Raw genomic sequence first — 15,356 nt, forward strand, 5'->3', positions numbered from 1 at the left:
CGCCCCCCGCGCCCCGAACCGCACGTGGAGGTCGTCCATGCTTGACGTCGGGGAGCTCAGGAGGCTGCGGCGACTGCGCGTCGCCGAGCCGGAGGCGATCGCGGCGGCCGCCTTGCAGCGGCGGCGTCGGCGCTCGTTGCTGGACGGCGGCGGGCGGCTGATGCTGATCGCCGCGGACCATCCGGCGCGGGGGGCGCTGGGCGTGCGCGACGATCCGTTGGCGATGGGTGATCGGCGGGAGCTGTTGGACCGCCTGGTGGTGGCCCTGGCGCGGCCCGGTGTGGACGGGGTGCTGGCCACGCCCGACATCGTCGAGGATCTGCTGCTGCTCGGGGCGCTGGACGATCGGGTGGTCGTCGGCTCCATGAACCGGGGCGGGCTGGCTGGTTCCGTCTCAGAGCTCGACGACCGCTTCACCGCCTACGACGCCGCCGCGATCGCCGCCTCGGGTCTGGACGGCGGCAAGATGCTGCTGCGCATCGACCTCGGCGACCCGGACACCGTCGCGACGCTGGAAGCCTGCGGGCGGGCCGTGTCCGAGCTGGCCGCGCGGCGGCTGGTGGCGATGATCGAGCCGTTCATGGCGGCCCGGGCCGACAACGGCCGGCTGCGCAACGACCTGTCGGCCGCCGCCGTCGTGCGCGCCTGCGCCATCGCCGGCGGTCTGGGTTCGACCAGCGCCTACACCTGGCTCAAGCTGCCGGTGGTCGAGGACATGGAGCGGGTCCTGGCCGCCACCACGCTGCCGGTCCTGCTGCTCGGCGGCGATCCCGACGGCGCGCCGGAGGCGACGTACGCGGCCTGGGAGAAGGCGCTGGCGCTGGAGGGCGTGCACGGTCTGGTCGTCGGCAGAGCCCTGCTTTACCCGCTGGACGGGGACGTCGCCGCGGCCGTGGACACCGCCACCGCGCTGGTGAAGTCCGGGGTGCGGGAATGAGCGCGGGAACGAGCTCGGGAGCGAACGCGGGAATGAGCTCGGGAATGAGCACCCTGAAATGAGTACCCTGACCAGCCCCGGCACCCGCCGGCTCACCGTCGCCCAGGCCCTGGTCCGCTTCCTGGCGGTGCAGCACACCGAGCGCGACGGCGTCGAGCACCGCCTGATCGAGGGCGTGTTCGGCATCTTCGGCCACGGCAACGTCGCCGGTCTCGGCGAGGCGCTGCTCGGCCTGGAACTGGCCGATCCCACCCTGCTCCCGTACCGGCAGGCCCGCAACGAGCAGGCGATGGTCCACACCGCCGCCGCCTTCGCCCGCATGCGCGACCGGCTGTCCACCTACGCCTGCACCACCTCCGTCGGCCCCGGCGCCACCAACCTCGTCACCGGCGCGGCGCTGGCCACGGTCAACCGCCTGCCGGTGCTCCTGCTGCCCGGCGACGTCTTCGCGACCCGGACCGCCAACCCGGTCCTGCAAGAACTCGAAGACCCGCGCAGCATGGACATCTCCGTCAACGACACGCTGCGGCCGGTGTCCCGTTACTTCGACCGCGTCAACCGCCCCGAGCAGCTGCCGGCGGCGCTGCTGGCCGCCATGCGGGTGCTGACCGACCCCGCCGACACCGGGGCCGTGACGCTGGCGCTGCCGCAGGACGTGCAGGCCGAGGCATGGGACTGGCCCGAGGAACTGTTCGCGCACCGCGTCTGGCACGTCCCGCGCCCCCGCGCCGACCGCGAAGCCCTGCGCCGGGCCCTCGCCGCGATCACGAGCGCCGAACGGCCGCTGATCGTCGCCGGCGGCGGCGTCACCTATTCACAGGCCACTGACCCGCTCCGGCAGTTCGCGCACGCCACCGGCGTCCCGGTCGCCGAAACCCAAGCGGGCAAAGGCGCGATGCCGCACGACGACCCGCTGTCCCTCGGCGCGGTCGGCGCGACCGGCACGTCCGCGGCGAACCTGATCGCCGCGCGAGCCGACCTCGTCATCGGTATCGGCACCCGCTGGTCGGACTTCACCACCGCCTCGCGCACCGTCTTCGCCGACCCCGGCGTGCGCTTCGTCAACATCAACGTCGCCGCCTTCGACGCCGCCAAGCACGCGGGCATATCAGTGGTCGCCGACGCTCGGGCGGCGCTCGAAGAGCTCAGCGCGGAGCTGGAAGGCTGGACGACAAGCACCGCCTATCGCGCCGAGATCGCCGACGCTCGCGCGCAATGGGAGCAGAAGCTGGCGGCCGCCTACCACTTCGCCAACGCGCCGCTGCCCTCCCAAATCGAAGTGATAGCGGCTGTCAACGACGCCGTCGATCCGGCCGACGTCGTGGTCTGCGCCGCCGGCTCGATGCCCGGCGACCTGCACAAACTGTGGCGGTGCAAGGGCGATCCGAAGTCCTATCATGTCGAGTACGGCTATTCCTGCATGGGCTACGAGATCGCCGGGGGTCTCGGGGTGAAGCTGGCCGCGCCCGAGCGCGAGGTCTACGTCATGGTCGGCGACGGCTCGTACCTGATGCTGGCCCAGGAGATCGTCACCGCGGTCGCCGAAGGCGTGAAACTGATCGTGGTCCTGGTCGACAACGGCGGCTACGCCTCCATCGGCCGGCTCTCGGAATCCCTTGGCTCCCAACGCTTCGGCACCGCCTACCGCTACCGCGCCGCCTCCGGACGCTTGGACGGCGGCGCGCTCCCGGTCGATCTGGCCGCCAACGCCGCGAGCCTCGGTGCCGCCGTCGAACGGGCCACCGATCTGGAGGAGTTCGAAGCGGCGTTGGCACGCGCGAAAAAGGCCGACCGCATCACGGTCGTGCACGTCACCACCGACCCGTTGGCCGGCGCCCCGGACGGCGGCGCCTGGTGGGACGTGCCGGTCGCGCAGGTGTCAGAACTGGAATCCACAATCGCGGCCAGATCGGGGTATGAGAAGGCGAAGAAAGCTCAACGCCCGTACCTGTGAACCACAGATGTGGAGGAGGCACGTATGGCACCGAGAACACGTCTTCGGACTCTGCGTACCGGCCGGCTGCTCACCGCGGCGCTGGCCACACTGCTCCTGATCGCCGGCTGCTCGTCGAGTTCGTCCGGCTCGGCCAAGACCGCCTCGGGGGGCGGCTCCTGTCCCTACACCTTCGCCGTGATCACCCACGGCGACAACGGAAACTTCTGGAGCGTCGTCTACAAGGGCGCCAAGGACGCGGCCAAGGACACCGGCTGCAAGCTGTCCGAGACCTACGGCTCGCAGCAGCAGGGCCAGGCCCAGCCGGACGACAACGCCGAGAACGCGCAGATCCAGAACGCGATCAACGCCAAGGTGAACGGGATCGTCGTCTCCGACCACGCGCCGAGCGTCATGAACTCCACCCTGGCCTCGGCCGCGGCCGCCGGTATCCCGGTGGTGCTGGTCAACGCCGGCTGCGACGACGCCGACATCGCCGCGTCCAAGGCCATCACCTGCGTCGGGCAGCCCGAGCAACTGGCCGGGAAGCAGGCCGGGCAGCGGTTCGCCAAGGAGGGCGCCAGCAACGTGGTCTGCGTCGTCCACCAGTCCGGGCAGAACCTGCTCGACCGGTGCGACGGCATCGCCCAGGGTCTCGGTGTCGGACAGCAGTGCTCCACCGGCAACGCCCCGGCCTCCGGTCCGGCCTGCACCGAGCTGATCCTGTCCACACCGAACGCCGCCTCCAACCCGCAGCAGGCCGTCGGCCAGGTCACCGCCTACTTGCAGTCCCATCCCGGTGTCAATGCCGTGATGACGCTGAACAACGCGATCGGCCAGTCGCTGGTGACGGCCAAGCCCGCCAACGTGAAGATCGCCACCTTCGACCTGAACAGCGACGTGCAGAATGACCTGGAGGCCTCGCCGCCGACCCTGGACTTCGCCGTGGATCAGCAGCAGTACCTCCAGGGCTACCTCCCGGTGGAGTTCCTGTACCTCTACGACAAGCACGAGGGCAACGCGGTCGGCGGCGGCACCACCGTGGCCAGCGGCCCCAAGCTCGTCGACAGCACCAACATCAAGTCGGTCGCCGCCGCGATCGCGGCCGGGGACGACTGATGACCAGCGCGGACACGGCGGTGGCCCGGCCCGATGAGGCCGGGCCGCCGCCCGCCGGACCGCCGGCGGCCGATCCCGGGGCCGGGGACGGCCGCGGCGGACAGGCCGGCGCGCTCACCAGGATTCTGCGCCGCCCGGCGCTGGGCGCGCTGCTGGGCGCGGTCGCGGTGTTCGTGCTGTTCACGATCACCGACAGCACCCCGCAGCACCTGTGGCTGACCCAGACCGGGTTCCAGGCCTGGGCGCAGCAGGCGGCGTTCTTCGGGATCATGGCGGTGCCGGTCGGCCTGTTGATGATCGGCGGCGAGTTCGACCTGTCCACCGGCGGCATGACCGGGTTCTGCGCGATCATCATGGCGCTGCTGGTCGGGAACGAGCACTGGAACGCCTGGGCCGCGGTCGCCGTGACATTCGCTTTCGGGGCGGTGGTCGGCGCGGTGAACGGGATCGTCGTGACCCGCTCGGGCCTGCCGAGTTTCATCGTCACGCTGGCCACCTACTTCGTCTTCCGCGGCCTGTCGGTCGGCGGGGTGCTGAAGGTGAACCACGGAAGCACCAGCATCGGCCTGACCGGCACCGACCATCCCGGGCTCAAGAGCGCCAAGGACGTCTTCGGCGGCTCCTTCGCCCACAGCTCGGGGCTGCCGGTCGGCTACCAGACCGGGATCCTGTGGTTCGCCGGCGTCACGGTCGTCGCGGTCTGGGTGCTGGCCCGGACCCGGTTCGGGAACTGGGTGTTCGCGGTCGGCGGCGACGCCGACGCCGCACGCAAGGTCGGGGTCCCGGTGCGGCGTACCAAGATCCTGCTGTTCATGACGACCTCGACCGCCGCCGCGCTGGTCGGCGTCATCTCGTTCCTCCAGACCAACACCGCGGTCTCCGAACAGGGCGTCGGCTACGAGTTCTACTACATCATCGCCGCGGTGGTCGGCGGCTGTCTGCTCACCGGCGGGCACGGCTCGGCGCTCGGTGCCGCGCTGGGGGCCTGCATCATCGGGATGGCGTTGCAGGGCGTCATCTACTCCGGCTGGGACAGCTCCTGGGACTTCACCTTCCTCGGCGCGATCCTGTTCCTGGCCGTGGCCGTCAATACCCTGACCTACCAGCGAGCGATGAGGGCGCGCCGATGACGACGACCGACGACGCACCGATGGCGGCGCCCGGCGCCGCGGCCCCGGCGCTGCTGGAGGCCGACGGGGTCGGCAAGTACTTCGGGAGCGTCCGGGCCTTGTCCGGGGTGTCGCTTTCGGTGCACCCCGGCCAGGTGACGTGCGTGCTCGGCGACAACGGGGCCGGCAAGTCCACACTCATCAAGATCCTTTCCGGGGTGTTCACGCCGGACGAGGGCGAGGTGCGGGTGGACGGCGCGGCCGTGAAGTTCCACAGTCCGCGCGACGCCCTGTCCGCCGGCATCGCGACCGTGTTCCAGGACCTGGCGATGGTGCCGCTGATGGCGATCTGGCGGAACTTCTTCCTGGGGTCGGAGCCGACCAAGGGCTGGGGGCCGTGGCGGCGGTTCGACGTCGAGGCCGCCCGCCGGCGTACCCGCGAGGGCCTGGCGGCGATGGGCATCGACCTGCGCGACCCGGACCAGCCGGTCGGCACGCTTTCCGGCGGGGAGCGGCAGTCGGTGGCGATCGCCCGCGCCGTGCACTTCGGGGCCAGGGTCCTGATTCTGGACGAGCCGACGTCGGCGCTCGGCGTGAAGCAGGCCGGGGTGGTGCTGCGCCGGGTCGCGCAGGCCCGGGAACGCGGGCTGGGCGTCGTGTTCATCACCCACAACCCCCACCACGCGTACCCGGTGGGGGACCGGTTCGTGGTGCTGAACCGGGGCCGGCTGCTCGGGGACTGGGCCAAGGACGAGATCGGCCGGGAGGACCTGGTGCGGCTCATGTCGGGAGGAGCGGAACTGGACGCGCTCAGCCACGAGTTGGAACGGATTCCGGGGCTTGAAGAGCTGGCGCCGGACCCTGCCGTGGCGCCGGAGGAGCAGGCAACTGCGGCGCCGAGTGAAGCGGTGCACGCGGCACCGGCAGAAGCGCCGCGCGCGGCGCCCGAGGAAGATGGTTGACGTACAGTGGCTGACGACGACGGTTGATAGAAGGACCTTGCCATGACCTTGCCCCGCCCCGCGACCCTCGGCGCGATCCGCGTCGCCCGGGAGGCCGCCACCTTGATCCGCCGCTCGGCCCAGCCGCGCCGGCTCCGTTTCAAGACCTCGGCCGCGGACCTGGTCACCGCCACCGACCTGCGGGTCGAGCGGCTGGTCCGGTCCTGGCTGAAGGCCACCCACCCGGACCACGCGATCGTCGGCGAGGAGGGCGGCGGCCTGGCCGAGATGGACCTGGCCCGGCCGACCTGGTTCGTCGACCCGGTCGACGGCACCACCAACTTCGTGCGCGGCATCCCGCACTGCGCCTGCTCGATCGCGTTCTGGGACGGGCAGCGGCTGGCGCTGGGCGTGGTGGCCGACGTGGCGCGCCGGCGCGTGTACTGGGCCGAGGCCGGGCGCGGGGCGTATGAGGGGCGTCGGCGGCTGCGGGCCTCGCCGGTGCGGCGGCTGGACCGGGCGGTGCTGGCCACCGGCTTCCCGCCGACCCGGTCCTTCGACCCCGACGACAACCTGGCCGAGTTCTCCTCGGTGTTCCGGCAGTCCCGGGACGTGCGGCGCACCGGCAGCGCGGCGATCGACCTGGCCTGGGTCGCCTCCGGCCGGCTGGACTGCTACTGGGAGCAGCGCTGCGGCCCGTGGGACTGGGCCGCCGGGGTGCTCCTGGTGCGCGAGGCCGGCGGGAAGGCCACGACCTACGCCGGACTCGAGTGGCATCCCGGGGACGCGGATCTAGTGGCCTCCAACGGCCCAGTGCATCCGGCGCTGATCGAGTCGTTCGTCGAAGCGCGGGCGGCGGCCGGGTTCCCAGTCCGGCCGCCGCAGCCGGCATTCGCCACACCGACGCCGGCTGCGGCGGGTTCAGGGACGTAGTCGGCGTCGTCGTCGGGGACGCCGTCCGCGTCGGCTCAGGCGGCCTCAGCCGGGTAGCTCGCGCAGTTTGCGCAGTGGCGAGGGCAGGAGGAACAGGACGCTGCAAGACGCGCCGATCGTGGAGATCCACAGCGAGCCGCGCATCCCGACGGCGACGGCCAGCACGCCGCCGCTGAGCGCGCCGAGCGGGCGGATGCCGTAGTTGATGGTCTGTAGGACGCCGGAGATACGCGAGCGGATGTCGTCCGGCATGACCGCGGTGAGGTAGGCGTTGGCGGTGACGTCCAGGACCATCACGCCGAGGCCGGACAGGAATTCGTACGCGAACAAAGTCAGGATCACCAGGAGCTTCGGGCCGCCGGCCAGCACCACCAGGACGTGCGGGGCGGCGAAGCCGAGGAAGCCCACGGTCATCGCCGTGCCGATGCCGATCCGGGCCACGACTCGCCGGGTCAGCGCGGCGCCGACCAGCCCGCCGATCGCCCCCGCGCCCAGGACCACGCCGAGCAGGCCGGCGTTGAGGTGCAGGTAGTCGGTGACGTAGAGGATGAACAGGGCCTGGAAGATGAAGTCGAAGAAGTTGACGGTCGCCACGGCGGCGGACAGGGCCCTGATCCCCGGCGTCCGGGCGATCCATTGCAGGCCGACGAGATAGTTGCTTTTGGTGCGCGGCGCGGGTTCGGGCTCGACCGGCGATATGCGGCTCAGCGACACGGCCGAGGCTATGTAACTGGCGGCGTCGGCGACCAGCGCGAAGGGTGCGGTCAGGAACTGCACGGCCAGGCCGCCGATGCTGGGGCCGGAGACCGACGCGAAGGCGCGGCTGCCGTTGTTGAGCGAGGAGGCCTCCATGAGGTCCTGCTTGGGGACCATGGCGGCGAACAGGGTGTTGTCGGAGATGCTGAACAGCACCGCCAGCGTCCCCACCACGAGCTCGGCGACGATCAGCTGGGTCAGCGTCAGCACGCCGAAGGCGTAGGCGACCGGCACCGACAGCACGGCCAGGAACCGCCCGAGGTCGGCGGCCAGCATGATCCGCCGCCGACTGCGCCGCCGATCCACCCAGATCCCGGCCGGGATCGACAACAGCAGCGCCGGGATCATCGGCGCCGCGGTGAGCCACGACATCGCGGTGGGACCGGCATGGAAGAGCTTGACGGCGGCCAGCGGCATGGCGATGCGGTGCACCTCGTCGCCGATCAGCGAGACGCTTTGGCCGACCCAGAAGCGGCGGAAGTCGCGGCGGTGCAGGATCGCGGGGACGCGTTTGCGGACGGCGGCGGGGACGCGGTCGCGCAGGGCGGCCGGGACGCGCTTTCGGCCGGCGGTGCGGCTGGTCCGATCGAGCGGACTTTGGGCCCGAGGCCTGCGTTCGGCGGTTGACGGTTTGGGACAATCGAGCGAAGGGTGGTTAGTCCCCCTGGTCGGGGCGGGGCCCGATATAGGAGCGTCGGTTTCGGCGCTCATGCGGGCTCGCCGCTACCTGCGTCGCCGGGCGAGGTCGTACCCCGATCCTTCCGGAAAGCGATCCGCAGCACCTGCACCAACTCCGCGCCCGCGGGCCGCAGCTCGGGCCGCTTGTTGCGATCCGCGAACCGGCGCAGCAGCTCGTCGATACCGTCCCCCAGCTCCGTCAGCTCGCTCGGCGTCAGGTACAGCAGTTCGTCGCCGAAGGCCTCGGCTGCCTGCCACTCCGGCGGCAGCCGGTCCCAGGTCCGTTCGGCGTTGATCACCAACTCGAAGTAGTGCTGGGCCAGCAGCGTGCGCAGCTCGGTCGCCGCCGCGTCGACCGCCGGGTCCCCCGAGGCCCGCGAGATGTCCGTGTACTGCGCCGTGGCCCGCCACGGCTTCTGCCGCCCGGGCCCGGGCACCTCCTCGACCACGCCGTACTTCGCGAGCATGCGCAGGTGGTAGCTACAGCTGGCCACCGACTCGCCGGTCAGCTCGGCGGCGCGGGTGGCGGTCAGCGGCCCCTCGGTGCGCAGCATCCCGACCAGCGCCATCCGGGTGCGGTGCGCGTAGGCCCGGATGGCCTGCGGATCCGTCAGATGCAGGACGTCATCGTGCTCTGTGCTGGTCATGCATCTAAAGATAGCTTTCTAAAGAAACCTTTACAAGGCTTCGCCGCAGGTCAACTTATGCCTCGAAGGCCATCACCTCCAGCCGAAACGGGGCTTCTCCGAACAAAGCGACCGCGGCCCGGTAGCCGCTGGGCACCGCCACCGGCAGCACCCGGTGCCGGTGGTGCCCGGCCGGCTCCACGCACGCCACCAGGTCCCGCTGCAACACCGCGGCCTTCGTGTTCGCCCACCCCACGCCGCCGGCCACTTTCGCCGCCGCCTCCTTGCGGGTCCACAGCCGCGCGTAGCGGTCGGTCTGCTCCAGCAGGTCGTGGCCGCCGGCGACGTAACGGGCCTCGAACGGCAGGAAGTAGCGCTCGGACATGTCCACCGGGTCCAGGCTCTCGGCGAGCCGCCGGACGTCCACGCCGACCGTGCGCCTGGTCGCGACCGCCAGCAACGCCAGCGTGCCGTCGTAGGCCAGGCTGATGTGCGGGACCCCGCCGGCCAGTTCGGGCTTGCCGTTGGCGTCCACCGTGAAGGTCAGGGCCTGCGGCTCCAGGTCCAGTTCGCGGCCCAGGATCACGCGGCGCGCGCCGTGCGCGACCAGGTAGCGGTGCCGGTCGCGCTCCTGGAGGAAGTCGGCGGCGTGCGCCCTCTCGCGTTCGTCGAGCAGGCTCTCGTAGCCCTCGGCGGCTTCCGGGGTGGTGTCCGTGCGGATCACCCAGACGCGGATCCGATCGGTCATGGGCGCACCGCCGTGCGGTCGATGTCGGCCAGGGTCGGGGTGCCCATCAGGGTCATGGTGTGTTCGAGCTCTGAGGCGGCCAGGCGCAGGACGTCGGCGACGCCGTCGGCCCCGGCGGCGGCCAGCCCCCACAGGAACGGCCGGCCGATCAGGACCGCGCTGGCGCCCAGGGCCAGGGCGGTGAAGACGTCGGTGCCGCGGCGGATGCCGCCGTCGATGAGGACCGGCATGGTCCCGGCCACGGCCTGGACGCATTCTTCGAGGGCGTCGATGGTCGGCACCGCGTTGTCGAGTTGGCGGCCGCCGTGGTTGGAGACCACGATGCCGTCCACGCCGTGCTCGGCGGCCAGCCGCGCGTCCTCGGCGGTCAGCACGCCCTTGAGCAGGATCGGTTTGCTGGTGCGCCCGCGCAGCCAGGCCAGGTCGTCCCAGGTCAGTGCCCGGTCGAAGGAGGTCTCGGCGTGCGCGGCGATCGCTGAGTCGCCGTCCGCGGCCTGGTGCGCCTCGGCCATCACCGCCGGGTCGACGTTCACGGCCGCGACGCCCTCGGGCAGCGTGAAGCCGTTGCGCATGTCGCGCAGCCGCTGCCCGATGCGCTTGGCGTCCAGCGTCACGACGAACGCCTCGTATCCGGCGGCTTCGGCGCGGTCGATCAGCTGCTCCAGAACGGCGCGCTGGCGCAGCCAGTACAGCTGGAGCCACAACGGCCCGCCGGCCGCCTGCGCGATGTCCTCCAGGGTGCGGCTGGCGAAGATGCCGACGACCGTCAGCGCTCCGGCCGCGCTGGCGCCGCGCACGGTGGCGACCTCGCCCTCGGGGTGCAGCAGGCGGTGGTAGGCGACCGGCGCCAGGCCGATCGGGGTGGCCAGGGGCGTGCCGAACAGGGCGGTGCGGGTGTCGATCTTGTCGACGTCGGTGAGGATGCGGGGGCGCAGGCGACGGTGGTCGTAGGCGGCGGTGTTGGCGGCCAGGGTGCGCTCGTCGCCGGAACCGCCGTCGACGAAGTCCCACACGGGGCGGGTGACGTGACCGGCTGCGAGGTCGCGATAGTCGGTCAGGCGCAGTGGAGCGTTTTGGGTCCCCATGGAGTTCACGTTTCCGAGCCGCACCGCTCCAAACGCGCTCCCGCGGCGCCCGGTGCGAACGCCGTGACCAGGGGCAGCGACGGCGGCAGCGATTTGTTGTCAGTAGGTCGCAATAGTCTCTATTCCATGAGCGGAACCGTCCTGCGCGAGATGCGCGAAAGCGACCTGCCGGCGTTGTTCGAGATCCAGTGCGACGCCGACGGGCAGGTGATGGCGGCCTTCACCAGTACCGCCAACGACCGCGAGGCCTACCTGGCCAAGCACCGCCGGCTGCTGGCCGACGACCGGCTGGTGCGGGTCGTGGTCGAGCTCGACGGCGAGGTCGTGGGCAGCGCGGCGGCCTTCCCGCTCGGGGAGGCCGGGGACGAGACCCACGTGACGTACTGGATCCGGCGCGACTGCTGGGGCCGCGGGCTGGCCGCCGCGGCGTTGGCGGCGGTACTGGAGCAGGTGCCGACCCGCCCGGTGTTCGCCTCGGCGGCGCACGACAACGCCGGGTCGATCCGGGTGCTGGAGAAGAACGGGTTCCGGCGCGTCGGCAAAGAGCGGGGGTTCGCCGAGGCACGGGGAGAGGAGATCGAGGAGGCGATGTTCCGGCTGGACTGAGACCTGTTTATAGTCGAATACTGATGACGAATACGGACTCCGGGGACCTCTCCGGCGGCCCCGGCTCCTCGGTCGAGGCCGGCGATGCAGGTGACACCGACGACACCGGCGGTACTGGCGATATAGGCGACACCGGCTCCTCCGCCGAGGAGGCGCTGGCCGCCGCCGAGCGGTGGTTCGTCCGGCACGGGGTGCCGCACTTCGCCGAGAACCCCTACTACGTGTCCGGCCTGCCCGCCTTCCTGCGACCGTTCGCCGCCTTCATCAGGCTGCTGCGGCTCGCGGCCATGCTCGGCTTCTGGAGCGTGCGGCGGGTGTTCGCCGAGATCCGCGAGGTCGGGCACCTGGCGGTGCGGGCGCTGCCGCTGCTGGCGCTGTTCGGCATGGTCATCTTCTTCACCCGGGACTTCTGGCAGATCGCGGCGGCCCTGGCCTCCGGCTGGCTGTGGGTGACGGCGGCCTTCTTCATCTTGCTGATCCAGGCGTTCCTGGTGGCCCGGCTGCCGGATGAGTTCGGCACACTGCCCAAGGCGTGCACCCCGGAACGGATACGCGCCAGCTGCGCCGCGACCCCGCTGGCCCCGCTCGCCGACGCCGAGGGCGAGCTGACCACCGATCCGGCCCTGGGGCTCGGGCAGCGCCGCAACATGTTCCTGTACCTGCTGCTCACCCAGACCATCCAGATCAGCCTGCTCAGCTGGATGGTGTTCTTCTTCTACGTGGTCTTCGGCGCCATCGCGATCCGCCCGCCGGTACTGAAGGACTGGTTCGGCCACGTGCCCGCCGACGCGCGGCTGCTGGGAGTGCAGGTGCCCGGCGTCAGCAGCGAGCTGCTGCACGTCTCGGTACTGCTCGCGGGCCTGAGCGCCTTGTACTTCGCCATCACCGCGCTGACGGACACGGTCTACCGCCGCGAGTTCTTCGACCGGACGCTGGCCGAGCTGGATAAGGCGATCCATATGCGGTGCGCGTACTTGACGGTGCGGAGCGGCGGTAGCGGCAGCGGCAGCGGCCGTTCGTGATCAGCCGCTTCCGCTGCCACGCCTGAAGCCGCTACTTCAACAACTTCGACATCCGCCGGTCGGCCAGCGGTTTGCCGCCGGTCTGGCACGTCGGGCAGTACTGCAACGACGAGTCGGCGAAGGAGACCTCGCGGATGGTGTCGCCGCAGACCGGGCACTTCTCGCCGGTGCGGGCGTGGACGCGCAGGCCGGACTTCTTCTCCGACTTCAGGTCCTTCATCGGCAGGCCGCGGGAGCGCTCGACGGCGTCGCCGAGGGTGCTGAGGGTCTTCTGGTAGAGGTCGGCGACCTCTTCGGGGGTCAGCTTGGCCGCCAGTTTGAAGGGGGACATGCGGGCGGCGTGCAGGATCTCGTCGCTGTAGGCGTTGCCGATGCCGGCCAGCACGCTCTGGTCGCGTAGGACGCCCTTGATCTGGCGGCGCTCGTCCTTCAGCAGGTCGGTGAAGGTCTCCAGGGTGAACTGCGCGGAGAGCGGGTCGATGCCGAGCCGGGCGATGCCGGGGACCTCGGCCGGGTCCCGGACCACGTAGACGGCCAGCCCCTTCTTCGTCCCGTACTCGGTCACGTCGATCCCGCTCCCGGCCGGTTCGGCCATGCGCACGCGCAGCGCCAGCGGGCCCTTGCCCGGGCGCGGCGGGGTGGTCGGAAGCTCCTCCTGCCAGCGCACCCATCCGGCCCGGGCCAGGTGCAGCACCAGGTGGATGTCGCCGACGCTGAAGTCGAGGAACTTCCCATGCCGCCCCACCCCGCTGACGACCTGGCCCTCCAGTGCCGACAGCGGCGGGTCGTAGGTCTTCAGGGCCTGGATGGCGACGGGCGTCGCAGCCGCCACGGCGTGTCCGGTCAGATGCTCGTCCAGGAACGCGGCCAGCGCCTGGACCTCAGGCAGTTCGGGCATGAGAGCAGTCTGCCCGTTGTCGGCGGGCTGTGCGCGGCGAGGCGGAGCGTCCCGCGGGTGAAAAAGCGCGCGCCACGCGGGCAGGTCACCGTTTCAGCCACCGCGATTGGCTAGATTCCGGCCATCCACTATTGAAAACGGGAGCAGTCGTGCGCAAGTGCGTGTCAATGGTCGCTGTGGCGTCCGCAGCCTTAGGGCTGGCCGCCTGTTCGGCCCAGGACCGGCCTCGGGAGCCCGCCGGTGCGGCGCAGCCGCTCAGTGCGCGGGCCGCGTCGCACGCGGATCACGCGCAGGGCGCGCCGCTGGCCGCCGCTCCGGCCGCGGCGTCGGATCCCACCGGGCACGCCGCCCCGGCCGTGCCCGCCGAGCCCGCCGTGCCCGCGGCCTCCGGCGCGGTGCCGGGGCAGTCGGGTCCCGGCCAGGGCGCGCGCCACGAGCCCGCCGGGGCCGTCGTCGCGCCCGTCCCGGTCCTCATCCCGTCCGGCACCACCGACGTGGCCCCGCACTCCGCGCACCACCACGCTCCCGGTGCAAACGGCGCGATCGGCGCCATGCTCCCGGCCGGGGAGGCCGCCCCGGCGCTCGTCCCCGCCTCCGCACGCCCGGCGCCCCCGCCGCCCGCGCAGGAGCGGCAGGCCCCGGAGGCGAACATCGGCTACGACCCGAACGCGGCCGCCTCCGCGCAGATCATGAACGCGGTGGCCGCCGCGCACGCCGACGGCAAGGGCGTGCTGCTCGACTTCGGCGCCAACTGGTGCACCGCGTGCCGGGCGCTGGACAAGGCCATGCACACGCCGAAGGTGCAGGCGGTGCTGGCGCAGTCCTACCACGTGGTGCAGGTCGACCTGGGCAGCGCCGACTCCCAGCACATGGCGCTGGCCGACGAGTTCGCCGCCGCGGGCACCTTCGGCATGCCGATGCTCGTGGTCCTCAACCCCGACGGCACCGTGCGGGCCAACTCCGCCCTGACCGGCCAGCCGAAGTACGAGGAAGCGGCCCTGGCCGCCTGGCTCAGCCAGTGGGCCCCGCGGTGAAGTCCTCCACGGTCCTGACCCTCGCGGCCATCTCCGGCGTCCCGGTCCTCACCGCGCTCGGCTTCGCGCTCACCGTGCACCCGCACGCCCGCGACGTCGGCTTCAGCGAGCAGGGCGTCACGGTCGCGATGCACCTGTCGGACGACGGCAAGCACCTGCTGACCACCTTCACCCCGCAGCGCCCCGGCTTCCACCTCTACAGCGTCGGCCTGCCCGCCGACGGCATCCAGGGCCTGGGCCGCCCCACCCGCGTGGAGGTGGCCGGAGCGCTGCGCAGCCGGGGGCCGCTGACCGCCGAGGCGCCGGTGCGGATGCTGCCGATGCAGGGCACTGATGTGGCGTTCCCGGTGTACCCGGACGGCGCGGTCACCACCGAGCTGCCGGTGGACGTCGACTCGCAGGGCACCGCGAAGGTGCTGGTCAGCTACGCCGCGTGCAGCCCGCAGGAGTGCCTGATGCCGGTGACCGGGCACCCGGTGGACCTGACGTCGTCCACGCTGTCGGCTATGCGGGGGTGAGTTCGGGCAGCTATGCGGGGGTGAGCTCTGGCAGCGCGGCAAGCCGCCGGGTCCGGTGTGCGCGCTCGATGGCCTGCCCCCAATATGTGCCGGCCAGCATCAGTGCGGCTCCGACGACGGCCGGCGCCGCCAGATGCTCACCGCCCAGCGCCACACCCGCCGCGACGGCCCAGATCGGCTCGGTGCCGAGCAGCAGGCTGGCGCGGCTGGCCGAGGTGCGGCGCACGGCCCAGGTCTGGGCCACGAACGCGAACACGCTGCAGAACACCGCCAGATACACCATCTCAGCCCACGCACTCGCCCCGGCGTGGGCCAGCTTCGGCAGCTCGGCGGCGGCCGGGAGGGCGAACAGCGCGGTGCCGACGTAGGTCTGGATCACCGTCAGGCTCAGTGCTGTCTCTTATACACAGCCC

16 protein-coding genes are annotated in these 15,356 nt (G+C 71.7%); 10 read left to right on the plus strand and 6 right to left on the minus strand.

All coding sequences use genetic code 11. The annotated features are described in order from the left end of the window. Positions 1-37: 37 nt before the first annotated feature. From IZR01_RS40380 to IZR01_RS40405, 6 genes are read left to right on the plus strand one after another with little or no spacing between them, the layout of a single operon-like run. The gene (locus IZR01_RS40380) at positions 38-937 is read left to right on the plus strand and encodes a Cgl0159 family (beta/alpha)8-fold protein (RefSeq protein ID WP_194926927.1); all 900 of its coding nucleotides are present in this window, start codon (positions 38-40) and stop codon (positions 935-937) included. A 58-nt stretch (positions 938-995) separates the two neighbouring features. Next, entirely contained in the window at positions 996-2,891 is a 1,896-nt protein-coding gene (gene iolD, locus IZR01_RS40385) for a 3D-(3,5/4)-trihydroxycyclohexane-1,2-dione acylhydrolase (decyclizing) (RefSeq protein WP_194926928.1), read from the plus strand. 24 nt (positions 2,892-2,915) lie between these two features. Continuing rightward, positions 2,916-3,989: a substrate-binding domain-containing protein gene (locus IZR01_RS40390; RefSeq protein ID WP_194899866.1), complete on the plus strand. Its 1,074-nt coding sequence runs from the start codon at positions 2,916-2,918 to the stop codon at positions 3,987-3,989. Further along, on the plus strand, positions 3,989-5,119 hold the full coding sequence (locus IZR01_RS40395; protein WP_194926929.1) for an ABC transporter permease: 1,131 nt from the start codon (positions 3,989-3,991) through the stop codon (positions 5,117-5,119). The genes IZR01_RS40390 and IZR01_RS40395 overlap by 1 nt, the downstream gene beginning before the upstream one ends. Further along, positions 5,116-6,060, plus strand: coding sequence for an ATP-binding cassette domain-containing protein (locus IZR01_RS40400; RefSeq protein WP_228561140.1), 945 nt, complete (start codon positions 5,116-5,118; stop codon positions 6,058-6,060). The genes IZR01_RS40395 and IZR01_RS40400 overlap by 4 nt, the downstream gene beginning before the upstream one ends. Positions 6,061-6,102: 42 nt before the next feature. Continuing rightward, the gene (locus IZR01_RS40405; protein WP_194898032.1) at positions 6,103-6,972 is read left to right on the plus strand and encodes an inositol monophosphatase family protein; all 870 of its coding nucleotides are present in this window, start codon (positions 6,103-6,105) and stop codon (positions 6,970-6,972) included. Positions 6,973-7,017: 45 nt separating this feature from the next. On the opposite strand, the gene IZR01_RS40410 is transcribed toward IZR01_RS40405, so the two are convergent. Genes IZR01_RS40410 through IZR01_RS40425 form a run of 4 tightly spaced genes read right to left on the minus strand, consistent with a single transcriptional unit; the run spans position 7,018 to position 10,865 of the window. Continuing rightward, on the minus strand, positions 7,018-8,439 hold the full coding sequence (locus tag IZR01_RS40410) for an MFS transporter (RefSeq protein WP_228561141.1): 1,422 nt from the start codon (positions 8,437-8,439) through the stop codon (positions 7,018-7,020). Beyond that, positions 8,436-9,053: a winged helix-turn-helix domain-containing protein gene (locus IZR01_RS40415; protein ID WP_194926930.1), complete on the minus strand. Its 618-nt coding sequence runs from the start codon at positions 9,051-9,053 to the stop codon at positions 8,436-8,438. The genes IZR01_RS40410 and IZR01_RS40415 overlap by 4 nt, the downstream gene beginning before the upstream one ends. 55 nt (positions 9,054-9,108) lie before the next feature. Beyond that, entirely contained in the window at positions 9,109-9,780 is a 672-nt protein-coding gene (locus tag IZR01_RS40420) for a 4'-phosphopantetheinyl transferase family protein (RefSeq protein WP_194926931.1), read from the minus strand. Further along, on the minus strand, positions 9,777-10,865 hold the full coding sequence (locus IZR01_RS40425; RefSeq protein WP_194926932.1) for an alpha-hydroxy acid oxidase: 1,089 nt from the start codon (positions 10,863-10,865) through the stop codon (positions 9,777-9,779). Before IZR01_RS40425 ends, IZR01_RS40420 begins: the two co-directional genes overlap by 4 nt. A gap of 126 nt (positions 10,866-10,991) precedes the next feature. On the opposite strand from IZR01_RS40425, the gene IZR01_RS40430 reads away from it, so the two are divergent. Further along, the gene (locus IZR01_RS40430; protein WP_194898028.1) at positions 10,992-11,471 is read left to right on the plus strand and encodes a GNAT family N-acetyltransferase; all 480 of its coding nucleotides are present in this window, start codon (positions 10,992-10,994) and stop codon (positions 11,469-11,471) included. Between the two features lie 23 nt (positions 11,472-11,494). Then, entirely contained in the window at positions 11,495-12,493 is a 999-nt protein-coding gene (locus IZR01_RS40435) for a hypothetical protein (RefSeq protein ID WP_194926933.1), read from the plus strand. Positions 12,494-12,524: 31 nt separating this feature from the next. Here the strand turns inward: IZR01_RS40435 and IZR01_RS40440 are convergent, their stop codons facing one another. Further along, a complete protein-coding gene (locus tag IZR01_RS40440; protein ID WP_194926934.1) occupies positions 12,525-13,391 on the minus strand; it encodes an Fpg/Nei family DNA glycosylase in 867 nt (288 codons plus the stop codon). A 176-nt stretch (positions 13,392-13,567) separates the two neighbouring features. Here IZR01_RS40440 and IZR01_RS53785 point away from each other — a divergent pair, with 176 nt between their 5' ends. Both IZR01_RS53785 and IZR01_RS40450 read left to right on the plus strand, forming a co-directional pair. Then, on the plus strand, positions 13,568-14,425 hold the full coding sequence (locus tag IZR01_RS53785) for a thioredoxin family protein (RefSeq protein WP_194926935.1): 858 nt from the start codon (positions 13,568-13,570) through the stop codon (positions 14,423-14,425). Further along, a complete protein-coding gene (locus tag IZR01_RS40450) occupies positions 14,422-14,943 on the plus strand; it encodes a hypothetical protein (protein ID WP_194898024.1) in 522 nt (173 codons plus the stop codon). The genes IZR01_RS53785 and IZR01_RS40450 overlap by 4 nt, the downstream gene beginning before the upstream one ends. A gap of 10 nt (positions 14,944-14,953) precedes the next feature. Here IZR01_RS40450 and IZR01_RS40455 read toward each other — a convergent pair whose 3' ends face one another. Beyond that, a complete protein-coding gene (locus IZR01_RS40455; protein ID WP_438939715.1) occupies positions 14,954-15,322 on the minus strand; it encodes an EamA family transporter in 369 nt (122 codons plus the stop codon). Positions 15,323-15,356 lie beyond the last annotated feature (34 nt).

Origin of the sequence: Catenulispora pinisilvae, assembly GCF_015356865.1 — a bacterium.
Classification (GTDB): domain Bacteria; phylum Actinomycetota; class Actinomycetes; order Streptomycetales; family Catenulisporaceae; genus Catenulispora; species Catenulispora pinisilvae.